Source organism: Xenorhabdus entomophaga (genome assembly GCF_037996725.1).
Classification (GTDB): Bacteria; Pseudomonadota; Gammaproteobacteria; order Enterobacterales; family Enterobacteriaceae; genus Xenorhabdus; species Xenorhabdus khoisanae.
In genome coordinates this window covers 1-15686 of sequence record NZ_JBBMXH010000102.1, presented here as the reverse complement: position 1 = coordinate 15686, position 15686 = coordinate 1, and the positions used below count along the sequence as shown (strand labels likewise).

The 15686-nt window shown below is 39.5% G+C and carries 13 protein-coding genes, 2 tRNA genes and 2 pseudogenes; 12 read left to right on the top strand and 5 right to left on the bottom strand.

What is annotated here, in order from left to right:
- The 6 genes and pseudogenes from AAC854_RS17900 to AAC854_RS17875 all read left to right on the top strand — a co-directional run.
- Positions 1-97, top strand: a pseudogene (locus AAC854_RS17900) (IS982 family transposase); the annotation flags it as partial.
- A gap of 326 nt (positions 98-423) precedes the next feature.
- Positions 424-499 (top strand) — tRNA-Asn (locus AAC854_RS17895).
- Positions 500-744: 245 nt separating this feature from the next.
- Positions 745-820, top strand: a tRNA-Asn gene (locus tag AAC854_RS17890).
- Between the two features lie 232 nt (positions 821-1052).
- A complete protein-coding gene (pyrC, locus tag AAC854_RS17885; RefSeq protein WP_340618314.1) occupies positions 1053-2105 on the top strand; it encodes a dihydroorotase in 1053 nt (350 codons plus the stop codon).
- A gap of 235 nt (positions 2106-2340) precedes the next feature.
- Positions 2341-2595 carry a biofilm formation regulator BssS gene (bssS, locus tag AAC854_RS17880; protein ID WP_340618313.1) on the top strand — a complete coding sequence of 85 codons (255 nt, stop codon included), beginning with the start codon at positions 2341-2343 and terminating at the stop codon, positions 2593-2595.
- 243 nt (positions 2596-2838) lie between these two features.
- Positions 2839-3432 carry a response regulator transcription factor gene (locus AAC854_RS17875; RefSeq protein ID WP_340618312.1) on the top strand — a complete coding sequence of 198 codons (594 nt, stop codon included), beginning with the start codon at positions 2839-2841 and terminating at the stop codon, positions 3430-3432.
- A 151-nt stretch (positions 3433-3583) separates the two neighbouring features.
- Here the strand turns inward: AAC854_RS17875 and trhO are convergent, their stop codons facing one another.
- The gene (gene trhO / locus AAC854_RS17870; RefSeq protein WP_340618311.1) at positions 3584-4642 is read right to left on the bottom strand and encodes an oxygen-dependent tRNA uridine(34) hydroxylase TrhO; all 1059 of its coding nucleotides are present in this window, start codon (positions 4640-4642) and stop codon (positions 3584-3586) included.
- A gap of 534 nt (positions 4643-5176) precedes the next feature.
- Here trhO and AAC854_RS17865 point away from each other — a divergent pair.
- The 4 genes from AAC854_RS17865 to AAC854_RS17850 all read left to right on the top strand — a co-directional run bounded on the left by AAC854_RS17865 (position 5177) and on the right by AAC854_RS17850 (position 10223).
- Complete coding sequence (locus AAC854_RS17865; RefSeq protein WP_340618310.1) at positions 5177-6121, top strand: Kdo(2)-lipid IV(A) acyltransferase; 945 nt, start codon at positions 5177-5179, stop codon at positions 6119-6121.
- A gap of 621 nt (positions 6122-6742) precedes the next feature.
- Positions 6743-8278: a peptide MFS transporter gene (locus AAC854_RS17860; RefSeq protein ID WP_340618309.1), complete on the top strand. Its 1536-nt coding sequence runs from the start codon at positions 6743-6745 to the stop codon at positions 8276-8278.
- Between the two features lie 233 nt (positions 8279-8511).
- A complete protein-coding gene (locus AAC854_RS17855) occupies positions 8512-9447 on the top strand; it encodes a LysR family transcriptional regulator (RefSeq protein ID WP_340618308.1) in 936 nt (311 codons plus the stop codon).
- A 143-nt stretch (positions 9448-9590) separates the two neighbouring features.
- Positions 9591-10223, top strand: a complete 633-nt coding sequence (locus AAC854_RS17850) for a LysE family translocator (RefSeq protein ID WP_340618307.1) — start codon at positions 9591-9593, stop codon at positions 10221-10223.
- A gap of 299 nt (positions 10224-10522) precedes the next feature.
- Here the strand turns inward: AAC854_RS17850 and AAC854_RS17845 are convergent, their stop codons facing one another.
- Positions 10523-10987, bottom strand: a complete 465-nt coding sequence (locus AAC854_RS17845) for a hypothetical protein (RefSeq protein ID WP_340618306.1) — start codon at positions 10985-10987, stop codon at positions 10523-10525.
- A gap of 174 nt (positions 10988-11161) precedes the next feature.
- Between AAC854_RS17845 and AAC854_RS17840 the strand changes: the two genes are divergently transcribed.
- Together AAC854_RS17840 and AAC854_RS17835 are read left to right on the top strand one after the other, a co-directional pair.
- Positions 11162-11950 (top strand): PhzF family phenazine biosynthesis protein, encoded by a 789-nt coding sequence (locus AAC854_RS17840; RefSeq protein ID WP_340618305.1) that lies wholly within the window; start codon positions 11162-11164, stop codon positions 11948-11950.
- An 84-nt stretch (positions 11951-12034) separates the two neighbouring features.
- Complete coding sequence (locus AAC854_RS17835; protein WP_273547277.1) at positions 12035-12325, top strand: DUF1543 domain-containing protein; 291 nt, start codon at positions 12035-12037, stop codon at positions 12323-12325.
- Between the two features lie 55 nt (positions 12326-12380).
- Here AAC854_RS17835 and lldD read toward each other — a convergent pair whose 3' ends face one another.
- The 3 genes and pseudogenes from lldD to AAC854_RS17820 form a co-directional block, all read right to left on the bottom strand.
- Complete coding sequence (gene lldD, locus AAC854_RS17830) at positions 12381-13523, bottom strand: FMN-dependent L-lactate dehydrogenase LldD (protein ID WP_273547276.1); 1143 nt, start codon at positions 13521-13523, stop codon at positions 12381-12383.
- A gap of 39 nt (positions 13524-13562) precedes the next feature.
- Positions 13563-15143: an L-lactate permease gene (locus AAC854_RS17825; protein WP_340618304.1), complete on the bottom strand. Its 1581-nt coding sequence runs from the start codon at positions 15141-15143 to the stop codon at positions 13563-13565.
- Between the two features lie 315 nt (positions 15144-15458).
- Positions 15459-15581: pseudogene (locus tag AAC854_RS17820) on the bottom strand (LysR family transcriptional regulator); the annotation flags it as partial.
- Between the last annotated feature and the right edge of the window lie 105 nt (positions 15582-15686).

Here is a 15686-nt window from a genome sequence, read left to right as displayed (position 1 = left end):
GACCGTTTTAGGTGGACTGATTGCTTACTGCCTTAAATTGAAGAAACCATCACTGAAAGTTTTCTACTTAGAAGAAGATGTTCCAATGATGGCTTAAGCAGAATTCGGGTTAATTATTTGCTTCTCGACTGGCTGTTCATTTATCAACCCATTGCTTCCCCGTTAACTATTTTTCTCTCTTTATTACAATATTTATCTGACTTATCTTTTATCTTACAGCTTTACTTTGTTGACCACCTGTTCTGCCCTTTACCATATATCTCCTGAAATATACTCACATTAACGCGATTGATTACTCACAAAACACAACAAAGATCAAAAAGAAACCAACAAGTACACATTATCAGCAAACAAACAGTTATTATTATTTTCCGCTTTGACAAACGTAAAAAGTACCGTTAATATGCACCCGTCTTAAGGAGTTCCTCCATAGTTCAGTCGGTAGAACGGCGGACTGTTAATCCGTATGTCGCTGGTTCGAGTCCAGCTGGAGGAGCCAAAAATTATGAAGAGCCTGATTAGTTTTGCTAATCAGGCTTTTTGTTTTTCACCTTCCTGTTTTTTTCTCCTTCTTACTTTCTGGCCCTACTGATAAGTTCTCACGGCAGAGTTTTTTCTAAAACAGGCAAAAAGACCAAAAAAGACACACACAGTACACATTATCAGCAAACAAACAGTTATTATTATTTTCTGCTTTGACAAACGTAAAAAGTACCGTTAATATGCACCCCGTCTTGAAGGAGTTCCTCCATAGTTCAGTCGGTAGAACGGCGGACTGTTAATCCGTATGTCGCTGGTTCGAGTCCAGCTGGAGGAGCCAAATTCAATTCACCCTCGTGTTGTTACTTCTATTCTTTCCTTTTTTGATACGATATATTTCCTCTGAATACCCTAGTAAATATAAAATTAAAATTCTAACCTTCCAAAATTCACAGGATTTTTTCATTCAATAATAGCTATTTAGCTATTTTCGTTTTATCATTCTCCTCCGGCTTTAAGGAGTGCTGAATCAGCATCCATCATTTTCTCACCTTTATTCTGGAGCCGGTTCCATGACCACTGAATCATACACAATTAAAATCCGCCGCCCTGACGACTGGCATGTCCATTTCCGCGATGGTGATATGCTAAAAACTATCGTTCCCCATACCAGCCGTTTCTTTGGCCGAGCAATCGTCATGCCCAACCTCGCCCCCCCAGTAACAGATGTTGCCAGCGCCAAAGCCTATAAGGAGCGGATAATCGCAGCTATTCCGTCAGATCACGATTTCCAGCCTCTTATGACCTGTTATCTGACTGATTCAACAAACAGCATACAAATTGAAACAGGCTATAAAGAAGGGATTTTTACCGCCTGTAAACTTTATCCCGCCAATGCAACAACAAATTCCAGCCACGGTGTTTCCGATGTCAAAAAGATCTACCCATTATTGGAAACTATGGAAAAAATAGGCATGCCCCTGCTGATTCATGGTGAGGTCACCGCTTCCCATATCGATATTTTTGATCGCGAAGCACGCTTTATCGAACAAGTGATGGAACCACTACGCAGGCAGTTTCCCGGACTCAAAGTTGTTTTTGAGCATATTACAACTAAAGAAGCCGCAGAATACGTTCTTGAAGGTAACGATAAATTAGGTGCTACTCTGACACCACAGCATTTGATGTTCAACCGCAACCATATGCTAGTTGGTGGCATTCGCCCCCACCTTTACTGCTTACCGGTACTAAAACGCAACATTCATCAAGAGGCATTGAGGGCAGCAGTTGCCAGTGGCTGTAATCGCTTTTTCTTGGGTACAGATTCAGCCCCCCATGTACTACACCGCAAAGAATCCTCTTGTGGTTGCGCCGGGGTTTTCAATGCCCCTACCGCTCTGGCTGCCTATGCCACTGTTTTTGAAGAAATCGGAGCCATGGAGCATTTTGAATCTTTCTGCTCCCTGAATGGCCCAGCATTTTATGATCTGCCAGTTAATGACGGCTTTATCGAACTTACACGTAAGCCGACACCCGTTGTTGAGTATGTTGAGTGCGGTAATGAAAAGTTGATTCCATTCCTTGCCGGAGAAGATGCCGGATGGGATATTAACCTATGTGAGTGATTTTTTACTGCTGACCGTGCGGAAATAAAGGACGATTTCCGCACAATCATCTGTTTTATAAAAGAAATCGAAGGGCTTATAATTATTTCCATCAATAATGATGAAAAAATTCCGTTCTTTTCACTTCTTAGATTGGCAAAAAGGTTTATACTGCTACTTGCTCATCCTAGATGGGTGGTTTTTGCTCTTAGTCAATTATATCAATAATGATGCTGTAGTCTGATTAGGAGGTTACATGGACAATAAAAATGAAATAATCCAAACTCATCCTGTTGTAGGCTGGGATATCAGCACCGTTGACGCCTATGACGCCATGATGATACGTCTTCATTACGCGTCCTCTCAAGATCAAAACCCAGAGAATGTCAGCGTTGACAAAACATTGTGGTTAACAACAGGGGTGGCCAAACAACTTATCCTCATTTTACAAGCCGGAATTGAAAAAATAGAAGCATCAGAATACAGTCAACTCGATCACATTAGACATTAACAATGAATTTAGGTACTTTCCTTCAACCCATTTGGGCACTCAATATACTGAGTGTCCAAGATAGACAACCGAACGAATATTAATCAATAAAATTATCCACCTAGTTCACTATTCTTTATAATCCTGTATTATACGGCTTTCTTCATCCAGCAATAGCTTAATTGTTAAACTGATTTTCTAAATAACCTATTTTTAAATAACCATTTTTTCAAATAACCATAGTAGAACAAGGATGTTCAAGTAATGAAACTATTAGTCATTGAGGAATGTCATTATACACGCTTAGGAATTATCGAATTTCTAAAAGAAAATACGGATATTTTTCCTAAAGAAGCGACGTCAATTCAAGATGCCATCAATATCCTGCCTGTCTTTTCTCCGGATGTTATTCTGGCAAATTTAACAAATTATGGTCACTATAGTGATAGTTGCGAACAACTGAAATTATTTATTTCATTAGTTAATGAAGCACGTATCTATACTTATATTGACAAACCCTATCCTTTTGAAAAAACACCTATCCAATTGACAAATAACGATTTTATTCTATCGAAAAAAAACCTGATGATGCTACTTAATCGCCTAAAGGAAATGACATCATTTGATATTCAACGTTATTTCTCTAATTTCAATATTCACAGCTCTATTTTTAGCCGTCAGGAAAATCGTGTCATCTATTATTGGATGTTAGAAACCAACACTCATAAAATAGCCAAGATACTGAAAGTCAGCAATAGTACAGTCTATTCTCACAAAAGGCATATTATAGAAAAAACAGGCGTTTCTAATAAAATAGAGTTAATTTTTATTTACAATATATTTAAATATTTTTGTTAAGTCATTTAAATAAATTTCTTTAGCCTAAATGATATTTAATTATTTAGGCTAATTCATCAGTACTGTGGGCTAACTAATTAAAGAGTATTTATGCCCACCGACTTCAAATTGCAGTCAACAAAGCGGCAATTTGAAAGGCGATGGGTATACATCACTTAATGGATTGCAAAGATGTAATATTCAAACCATCATTTAAACGATAGCGGGACTTATTAAAAATTTTAGCCCCATTCTCTCTTCCTGCCCGACGAGCGCGCTGTTCGTTTTCCGGTAGTCTCATCTCTTCACTACAAGCATCTCCGCAACAACCTTCGAAACGCTCTGCACAGGATGGGCACTGGATAAACAACAAGTGGCAACCATCATTCTTGCAGTTGGTATGGCTATCACATGTCGCTCCACACTGGTGGCAGTGCGCAATGACTTCTTCAGAGATACGCTCGCCCATACGCTCATCAAAGACAAAGTTCTTACCAATAAAGCGAACTGGCAGCCCTTTTTCTTTCGCTTTGCGGGCATATTCAATAATGCCACCTTCTACATGATAGACTTTGTTAAAACCATTATGCAGCATATAAGCACTCGCTTTTTCACAGCGAATTCCGCCAGTGCAGTACATAACTATATTTTTATCTTTATTGTCTTTCAGCATGTCTACTGCCATCGGCAGCTGTTCACGAAACGTATCAGAAGGAACTTCAATTGCGTTTTCGAAATGCCCTACTTCATATTCGTAGTGGTTACGCATATCGACAAAAACGGTATCAGGATCATCCAGCATTTGGTTGACTTCAGCTGCTTTGAGATATTCGCCTGTTTTTGATGGATCAAAAGTTTCATCTTCAATACCATCAGCAACAATGCGTTCACGCACTTTCATGCGCAATACCCAGAATGATTTACCGTCATCTTCCAGAGCAATATTAAGGCGCAGGTTACGTAATGCAGGATCAGTTTCATCCAATAATGTTTTCAAAGCATCAACGTTACTGGAAGGTACACTAATTTGGGCATTGATACCTTCTTTGGCGATATAAACCCGGCCAAAGACAGAGAGTTCAGTAAATCCTTGATACAGGCTATCGCGAAAAGCCTGTGGTTCGGAAATGGTAAAATATTTATAAAAAGAGATGGTCGTGCGCGGCGCGGTTTCAGCCAACATACGTTCTTTCAGCTCTTTATTAGAAATACGGTTATGTAACACTGGCATGGTGTACTTTCCTGAATTTCGATTAAAAAAATAAAAACTTCAATGGTTGCCCCATTGATTGCCGAATATCATAGCGAAAATGCGCTTTAGCGGATAGTGATTTGTATTCTGGCAATGTATAGCAAGTGTTTGAATATCGTATACGGGAATAGCATAATCATGCCAATATCATACAAAGAATGGTTATAGCACAACTATCACATGGTAACATGCTGTCAAGCAGGAGCGGTTAATCGAACAATTTATCGCCCAATTAGGTATTTAATGCCCCAATATTTCGATATTCCATTAAAAAATGTCACAATGCACCAAAATGACTCTTAGAGCCTGCTCAATAAGCGTCTATTGTTGCAGATAATTTGAACACAAGTTGTATCTATACCCTATGGATTTCAAGATTCAGCTAACAAAGCGGCAACTTGAAAGACAACGGGTATAAAAGACTGAGCGTACAAATCATTCACTAACGATGAAATATGTGAAGATCTTAGACACAGCTTCAATTCAAAATGACAAATAACACACTGAAAACACATGATACAAGCACCTCCTTTTCGTCGTTCATTTTTACATCCCCGTTACTGGCTGACTTGGTTAGGTATCGGCATACTTTATTTATTGGTTTTACTCCCTTACCCAGCGATTTACTGGATGGGAACCCGGCTTGGCCGACTATCCCAACGCTTTTTGAAAAAGCGTGCCAAAGTCGCTGAACGCAATCTGGCACTCTGTTTTCCTGATATACCACCAGAAAAACGGCATGAATGGCTGGTCAAAAATTTTGAATCTGTTGGCATGGGTTTATTTGAAACAGGAATGGCCTGGTTCTGGCCTGACTGGAGAATCAAACGCTGGTTCAACATTACCGGGCGGGAGAATATTCAGGAAGTACAAGCGAGAGGCCAGGGAATTATCGTTATTGGAGTGCACTTTCTGACGCTGGAATTAGGCGCGCGTATCTTTGGTATGTTGAATCCGGGAATTGGAGTGTATCGCCCAAATGACAATCCTGTTATGGATTGGCTGCAAACATGGGGACGGCTCCGATCTAATAAATATATGCTGGATAGGAAAGATGTGAAGGGTATGATCCGCTGCCTGAAAAATGGTGAAATTGTCTGGTATGCGCCTGATCATGATTATGGCCCACGTAACAGCGTATTCGCCCCGCTATTTGCTGTTGAACATGCAGCAACTACGACTGGAACCTCAATTCTCGTCCGTTTGTCCAATCCGGCATTGCTCCCCTTTACTCCTCGCAGATTGCCCGATGGGAAAGGTTATGAATTAATTATTCAACCCGCTGTAGAAAATTTTCCTCTAAAAGATGAAGTAGCGGCTGCTGCGTTCATGAATAAGGTGATTGAAAAAGAGATCATGCAGGCACCTGATCAATACATGTGGCTACACCGACGTTTTAAGACACGTCCCGAAGGTATGCCATCCTTGTATAGTGATAACGATAATATTCACAAATAAAATTATATGGCTGCTATTTATAAATAGCAGCCAATGCCTTTTACTCACACCCCTGAAAAATGTTATAGAATTATTAAATAAATTTATTTTTATTCTCATTCCCTGCATGGGGGCAGTGTTTTTTTGACCGCTTTTTTTCAGCCTTTTTATTCTTAAAATAACTTGGTTTTTTACAATCATCCCGACTGGAACAGAGAGAAACTTACTGTCTTTATGTAATCTCTGCCTATTTAAAGCCCAAGTTCATATCGTAACACGCAAAAAATATCACCATCTGCATTAGTTAAGAATTAATTCATTGTTTTATAAGTAATTTAGTGAAAAATTTTGATACCCCAAAAAAAATATCCAAGTCAATAATTCCCGTCACATACCTGCTATTAAATTCTAAAACTGAGATTCTTATCGACTTTCATTCTAAAAAATGGAATATAAAGTAGAAAACGTGCTTCTTGTTAATGAAAAAAGCAAAGAACATGTTAAAAATACACAAACAATTAAGTAAGAAGCTTTATAGAAATATGTTAATAATTTTGTTTGGCATGATTATAAAGCAACCTTTTCATTTTGACTTGTAAAACATCACCATCATAAAGATGGATTTTTAGGAAGAATTATTAGATGCAATCTTCAACCAACAACGGAAAGAATAGAACCTTTTTTGGGCATCCTTATCCACTCAGTGCCCTCTTTATGACAGAAATGTGGGAACGATTTTCGTTCTATGGTATCCGCCCTCTTCTGATTTTGTTCATGTCTGCGGCCATCTTTGATGGTGGTATGGGCATTCCTCGTGATCAAGCATCAGCGGTTGTCGGGATCTTTGCTGGCAGTATTTACCTGACATCACTACCCGGTGGCTGGTTAGCTGATAACTGGCTGGGTCAACGGCTCGCTGTCTGGTATGGTTCGATTATTATCGCCCTGGGGCATCTCTCCATCGCCCTATCCGCTGTTTGGAGTAACAACCTGTTCTTTATTGGGTTACTGCTCATTACGCTCGGTACGGGCCTGTTCAAAACGTGTGTCACCGTTATGGTAGGAACCCTGTATAAAAAAGATGATCCCCGTCGTGACGGTGGTTTCTCTCTGTTTTACATGGGTATTAATTTAGGTTCCTTCATCGCAACATTAATCACTGGCTGGCTGGTGAAAGACTATGGCTGGCATTGGGGCTTTGGTGTCGGTGGATTAGGTATGCTGGCCGCCCTGCTGATTTTTCGTTTTTATACTGTTCCTCTGATGCGTCGTTACGATAAAGAAACCGGATTGGATTCCAGTTGGGATCGCCCAATGATAAAACGCAAACATGTTGGCAAATGGGTCTGCGCAATTGCAATGACAGTTTCTGCGATTGTTGCATCAGTGATTGCGGGAACTATTCCATTTAACCCCGTTAAAGTTGCCAATGCGTTGGTTTATGTCATCTCGTCCAGTGTTATTCTCTATTTTGCCTATTTATTCCTGTTTGCAGGACTAGACCGCAATGAGAAAATCCGCCTGTTCGTCTGTTTCATCCTGCTCGTTTCAGCCGCTTTATTCTGGTCAGCATTCGAGCAAAAACCAACTTCATTTAACTTATTTGCTAATGACTATACTGACCGCGTCGTTCTGGGTTATGAGATTCCGGCTGTTTGGTTCCAGTCAATCAATCCACTCTATATTATCTTGCTAGCCCCAATCTTTAGTTGGTTATGGCCTGCGCTGGCAAAACGCAACATGAACCCAAGCAGTATTGGCAAGTTTTTAATTGGTATGCTGCTTGCTGCCGTTGGTTTTGCAATCATGATGTTCGCCGCTCAAAACGTACTGGCGACTGGCGGTACAGTTTCACCGTTATGGATTGTTTTCAGTGTTCTCTTTCTGACTCTTGGTGAACTTTGCCTTAGCCCCATCGGGCTGGCAACGATGACAGTATTAGCGCCTTCCCGCATGCGTGGACAAGTCATGGGATTATGGTTCTGTGCCAGTGCATTGGGTAACCTCGCTGCTGGCTTAATTGGCGGTAATGTGCGTGCAGATAAACTGGATAGCCTGCCTCAGCTATTCTCCAACGTTTCACTGTCGTTGGTAATTTGTTCCGCGATTTTACTTATTCTTATCGTACCTATCCGTCGTTTGATGAGCAGCCTGCATGAAGCAGAAGCAAAGTCCTGACGATGGCATCATTACGATAAACTAAGCCATTCATTAGGTTAAATTTTGGTTAAACCGTCACTGCATCTCCATTTCTAAGCTGGGGGTATTCGGTGACGGTTTATTCTCTTTATACAAGATATGCTATCTTCAACATGCTATTACCCATTGATGAAATACACGATTGTTACCATTGTGGAAGCAATAAATAATAAAAAGCATCGACATCACAATTTACATACGGAAAATACATTTTGAATAATTACAAATTATTACCAGCTTTAGTATCAATACTACAAACACGTAATTTAACTGAATCCGCAAAACAGTTAGGTGTTACACAATCTGCAATAAGTAAGACATTGAACCAGCTTCGTGAAGATTTTCATGACAAGATTATTGTAAGAGAAGCAAATAAATTTATCCTCACCAAAAAAGGAGAAAAACTGAAAGAACAGCTTCCGGTATTGCTCCAGCAATTAGATAACCTATATGCACCTGAATTAATGGAGCCAAGCCTTTGCCAAAGACAATTTACCTTAGCTTCTAGCGATTATGTCGCCCAAGCTATCTTACCGTCTATATCTTATGATATTGAAAAAGAGGCGCCTAACGTCAGTATTAACTATAAATTATGGCATAAAGAAAATCTCAATACATTTGCTGAACAACACGTTGATTTAGTCGCAACTATTGCCGATGCTGTACCTGATAATTTATACGGTAAGATGATGGCTGAAGACCAACTTGCTGTTGTATTCAGAAATACGTATTCTAAGTCAGATAACGATATAACTATTAACGACTATATAAATGCCAGACATATTCTAATTAACGGTGGTGGGGATAAAAACAGCCCTGTTGATCAAGTTTTAGCAATGATGAATCTCAATCGTCATATTTTTGCAACCGTTCCCTTTTTCCAGGCTGCTATTGAGTTGTTGCTAAAAACAAACACCATGCTAACCATACCACTTCATATTGCTGCTGATTTTTCCCAACATTATGATTTACAGATAAAACGCTTACCTATCAATATCAAAGCACAAAAATACTATTTGTTGTGGCATGCTAAACATCACCAGGATCCGGAACATAGGTGGTTCAGAGAGATCTGTTTCCCTCTAATTAAAACACATCTTGAAAAAACTATCGAACAAGGTATGAAATTAATTCATACCCATCAGTAGATTTTTAGGCATTCTGTGCTCAATTGATTTGTATTAATATCATCACCGCTTGTGAAGAAGAAAACTAACCGTGTGATTTATAATCCAAAATTATTTCATCCACGTATTCTCAATTTTTATTTAATATAATCACGATAAGAAATATGCTAAATATAGAAACACTCATTGTCTTTATCAGCACTTCATTCTTCTTATGCCTTTTACCAGGCCCTGATAATATTTTTGTATTAAGTCAATCCGCAGTAAATGGACGTAAAACCGGAATATCAATTACTATTGGTCTATGTATTGGATTACTGATACATACGTCTTTAGTCTCATTAGGTATTGCAGCAATACTACGAGAAAGTATTGTGGCACTTGAAATTATTCGAGCACTTGGGGTTTGTTATTTAAGTCATTTAGCTTGGAAAGCCTTCAATGCAAAACCTATTGTCTTTCAGGGGCATACCAGAGATTCTTACGATACAAAGGTGCTCATTAAAAAAGGGCTGATAATGAACCTATCAAATCCTAAAATTATTATTTTCTTTATGGCTTTTTTACCACAATTTACCACTAAAAGCACAAGCTCCACTCCAGCTTCACTACAATTATTTTATTTAGGTTTAACATTTGTCATTATTTCTTTTATTTTATTTACGCTTATCTCTTATTTATCTGGATTTTTGAACACTGCTATATCCAGCAGACCATCAATACAAACCATTTTAAATAAAATCACGGGTTTGATATTTATAGCCTTAGCAATTAACCTATTTGTCAGTCACTTTTAGGAAAGACTCATGGCTCCAAATCTTAGCAGTATGTTAAATACTTAGCCAAAATTCAGCCATGACGATGAGTTTACATACCGATGATAAACACTATACATCGATATGAAACCGTAAATGCAACAAAGGGAATGACTATAACTCAAGACTAACTCACAATAATTACCATTAAATTCGCGAATCCTTTCGCTGTTCTCCAGCATCCTTGTACGCTACTACATCGCTTTGGTATGCAGTTTCAGAGATAAATTTAACCTTGTTGTACACATGCCCAGCTCTACTATGAACAGCATATAGTACAATTAATAACCGCAGGCATCAGAAATATCAGCATAGGAATATCCATTTCCATGCTCTTTCTCTAGCTTCTGTCGCGTTTCTCTATAACACCGACGTTTAATCTGCTCGTGGAAATGCGGCATAAAGTGAGTATCTTTTGTATGTGAATTCGCCTTAAACTGCTTATCGTACCAATCATAAGAAAAGCCTAAGTTCCAATCATGAGAAAAGCCTAAGCTAGTTTTTGGTTCGAATTTACTATTATATTCCTTAAGTTCATCTTCCCGTTTCTCAGCCAAGGCGTTATCCTCAGCCAGCTTCTCTGTATTCCAACTCCCGTGACCTAACTCACTTCTCTTTTTCAGATACTCTTCTGAAGGCTTGTTATCCGCAGGTATATCGCTTTTGTAGCTTAAATCTAATGCCAGAGCCTGAGAACAACACACTGACAAAAGAAAAAATAGGCAATGAAGTCCTTTGATTTTCATATCTTCCCTTATTGGAACTATAACAAAGAATTATTATTTAATAGCTATTGTCCTCTGAGGTCAATACTAGAATCTTTGTGTGTTTTGCAACCATCTTAAATAACTCTTTACAACTTATTGTATTTTCAACATTCTGTGTTCTACTTCTCACAACAAAAAATAAATGAAATTCTGATGCACTCATTCCCTGTTTACCATGTCGATGCCTTTACAGAACAATTGTTTTCCGGTAATCCTGCTGCTGTTGTTTTGTTAGATAAGTGGCCAACAGATGAAACATTGATTTCCATCGCTGCTGAAATTGGCCTGCCAGAAACCGCTTTTTTGGCAGGAAACCATTTACGCTGGTTTACACCGAAAATCGAAGTAAGTTTATGTGGACATGCAACACTGGCAACTGCATTTGTTCTTATAAAATACCGCAACAATCAAGATGAGCTGCTCACCTTCAAGAGCCTTTCCGGTGAGCTTCGCGTCTCTTATGAAAATGATGTTTTTACACTGGATTTCCCTGCCATTGATTGTTATGAAGAAAAAACTCTCATCCCTGTCATGCAAGATGCTTTGGGGCAAAAGGTTTCTGAAGTGTTCGTCTCACATGATCGCTACGTCTGTGTTTTAGATTCCGCAGAACAAATCATCAATACCCAACCTGATTTTGATAAAATTGCCTCTTTTCCTTTACCTGGACTTATTATTACCGCCCTCGGTGATTCATCCACCGATTTTGTTTCACGTTTTTTTGCACCAGCTAAAGGTGTTAATGAAGATCCGGTTACAGGTTCCAGCCATTGTGTGCTTGCTCCTTTCTGGGCAAAACGATTCAATAAAAATAAGCTGTGCGCCCGCCAATTATCCGAACGAAGCGGTGAAATATTATGCAGAACAGAGGGTGATCGTGTTTATCTGACAGGTAAAGCGAAACTTTTTTCACATGGTGAAATACTGCTTGAGAATGTGTAACACCTTGTTTCTGACAAAATAAAGTCGGCATAAAATCACAATAGATGAAAGCCACTAGCAGGAAAAATATAAGTAGGAAAGAAAATGCCTCAATTATACATGTTTTATCTTGGTGGAAATGCTGGAAAATCTAACATTGAAGTTCATGATGTCCAATTTGTTGCAGTGGCAAAAATAGAAGAAACAAAGGAAAAAGCCAAAGAAAGTTTACTGTCCGGCTACGATCAACTCCATAAAGATAACCTGAAAGATGTTGATGACTGTCTACTCCTCAAACAAGTCAGTGGCTATTATATCCACTTAACTGAAAATCCTCACGGTCAACCAGATAAACCCGAATGGCAGGGATATCGCCCTATTGGTATAAAGGATTAATTGAATACGGCCAGCAGAATAACCTCTGCTGACCAATAATGGCAAAAATTTGCCATTAACCTTGATGACGAACCAACAAATCAGAATTAATCTCCGAGATTGATCTGGCCCCCGTTAAGGTCATCGCTACCCGCATCTCTTTATCAATCAGATCCAGCAAATTGGAAACGCCAGCTTCACCTGCCGCCGCCAACGCATAAACAAAGGCACGCCCCAAAAGAACACTATCAGCCCCCTGAGCAATCATCCTTACCACATCCAATCCAGTACGAATACCGGAGTCAGCAAGAATGGTAATGTCATTTTTGACTGCATCTGCAATCGCAGGTAAAGCACGCGCCGTTGACAGAACACCATCAAGTTGACGCCCACCGTGATTGGAAACCACGATGCCATCTGCACCAAAACGCACAGCATCTTTAGCATCTTCTGGGTCGAGAATGCCTTTAATAATCATTGGCCCTTTCCAGGAATCACGGATCCACTCCAAATCTTTCCACGAAATGGAAGGATCAAAATTGCTTCCCAACCAACCCATATAATCTTCTAATTTAGTCGGTTGCCCACGATACACAGAGATATTACCCAGATCATGTGGTTTACCCCATAACCCTACATCCCATGCCCACTGAGGATGAGTCATTGCCTGTAAGACACGACGCATCGCCGCATTCGGGCCACTCATCCCAGAATGGGCATCACGATAACGTGCGCCAGGAACAGGCATATCCACAGTGAAAACCAGATTCTTGACTCCCGCAGCCTGCGCCCGTTCCAACACATTGCGCATAAAGCCACGATCTTTCAGAACATAGAGCTGAAACCATATCGGACGATCAATCGCAGGCGCTACTTCTTCAATCGGGCATACTGATACCGTTGATAAAGTAAATGGAATTCCTTTTTTTGCCGCAGCACGTGCAGCTTGTACTTCACCTCGGCGTGCATACATCCCTGATAATCCCACAGGCGCAAGTGCCACCGGCATTGACATTTTTTCTCCGAATAAGCTGGTTTCCAGACTTAATTCAGACATGTCTTTCAATACTCGCTGGCGTAATTCAATATCGGATAAATCAGTGGTATTGCGTTTAAGGGTATGCTCTGCATAGGCTCCGCCATCAATATAATGGAACAGAAAAGGCGGTAACTTATCCTGTGCTGCAGCCCGATAGTCAGTTGAAGCGGAAATAATCATAATATGTACCTTAATGTTGAAAAGTTATTCGCACATTTTTTAAGATGCCAGAATCATAGCCATTACAGCCGCAATTGCCCCATAGACCAGCATGGGTAAAATCGTCTTCTTCATAATCTGGCCTTCTGCATTCGCTATCCCCAAAATAGAGCAAACAGCAATGATGTTGTTTAAACAAACCATGTTGCCCATAGCACCGCCAACAGATTGCAGTGCCAACATCAAATTGACATTCATCCCATTGCTCAACGCGATGGAATGCTGAATCCCGCCAAATGTCAGATTCGAAACCGTATTAGAACCTGAGAAAAATGAACCCAATGCTCCCAGAAGTGAAGAGAACAGCAGCCAACTTTCCCCGATCATTGTGGCCAATGCTTTACCAATAATAATGACAGGTGCATTTTCATTTCCTAACATCATCATATTGACCATCACTAACGCACCAAACAACGCAATAAATGGCTTAAAAATACGTGAGCCTGTTTCACAGAACATCTGCCTGACCTGATGGCGATTAAGTCGAAAAAAGGGAATACATACCAATACCACCAACAGAAACGGGATAATTGCCGGTACATATAACGTCTTATAGCTGGCGGAAGCAGATGTTCCCAACACATGTTGCCAACTTATAATTAAAGATTTACTGACACTTAAATCACCTAACCAACCTAAATTAAATTGCCAATTGGCCTCAGCATTATTCAGCAATGTTTTGATACCTAATTGGTGAATGCGGGTAATAATCAGGATCATAATCAATAACAAAGTTGGCATCATGGCTTTGACAACCTTGTTGAAAGGCACAGCCTGCCCGGAACTTTTTCTTTCGTAGCGTTTTATACCGATACCCATTCGGGCCAGTAATACCGACAAAGCCAACCCAATAGCTCCGCCGACCAAGGCCGGAAATTCATAATTAACCTGAGCCAGCAACAGATAAGGTACTGTACAACTCAGGATACTTAAGAAGATAAACAGGATGTTTTGACGAATTTCTTGCCACGATACAATAAATCGTAGTGCCAACAACGGGATAACAAAACCGGCAACAAAATGAATAAGTGCGGTCAATCTACTGATTTCAAAAAAATCATCATCAGTCAGCCCCAGATTGGCAAAACCGAACCAAGTTGGTGTTCCTACCGCTCCGAAAGAAACAGGTACAGAGTTCATCACCAAAGCCAGCAGGGCAACCCGTAATGGATTAAACCCCAAACCGACCAATATGGGGGCTGCAATCGCAGCCGGAGTGCCAAAACCGCTGGCTCCTTCAATCATAAAAGCGAAAGCCCAGCCAATAATCATTAATTGAGCGACGGGGTTAGGAGTGATATTTTCCAGCCAATTACGTACAATATCTTCAGCTCCACTGACTTGCATCAATTTATTCAGCAAAATTGCGCCTAAAATAATCGTAATGGGAGTAAAGACGGAGACCAATGCTGTAATAATATTGGCATGTAATAATATAGGTTGAGCTTCAAACCAAAATAATTGTATGAAGTAAACAATTATCGCTGTCAGGGATAAAGCAATGTGGGATGGAATACCTTTACGTTTGGTCATCATCCAAATCAGCAGGACAATCGGAGCAATGCTGAAAAATAAGGGCATAGAATCCTCAGGTAACTATTTTTATAGAATAAGAAATGTAGCTGAAAGGTTAATTCTTCATAACAATGACATTATAATCACAACTTTTCCTAAGCTCCTACGCTGTGATTTTTTAACAACTAGAAATCATACAAATCGGCAATGCCTTAATTGCATTGAGCGAAAAAGATTAAATCAATAAAAATCAGCCAGATATAAAATTATTTAAGATAAAACAGCGTATACCTCACATTAATTAGGCATGAAAATTCAATAGACTATATCCAAAAATGACATAATCTCTGCTGGTTATTAACCACCCAGCAGAGAAAGATTTTAGAAATAATGACTGATTTTTTTATAAGAGGCCATAATATGTTCAATTAACATTCTAATTTTTAGGGATAAATTTCGCGTATAAGGATAAACAGCATAAACCCCCAATACTTTTCCAATATATAACTTTTCAAAATGGTAGGAGTGTCAAAGAAACTCAGTCCAAATTTTGCGAGTTTTGATTTTCCAGAAACAAAAAGGCAAAAAAGAGGACTGAGTTATGCTTAT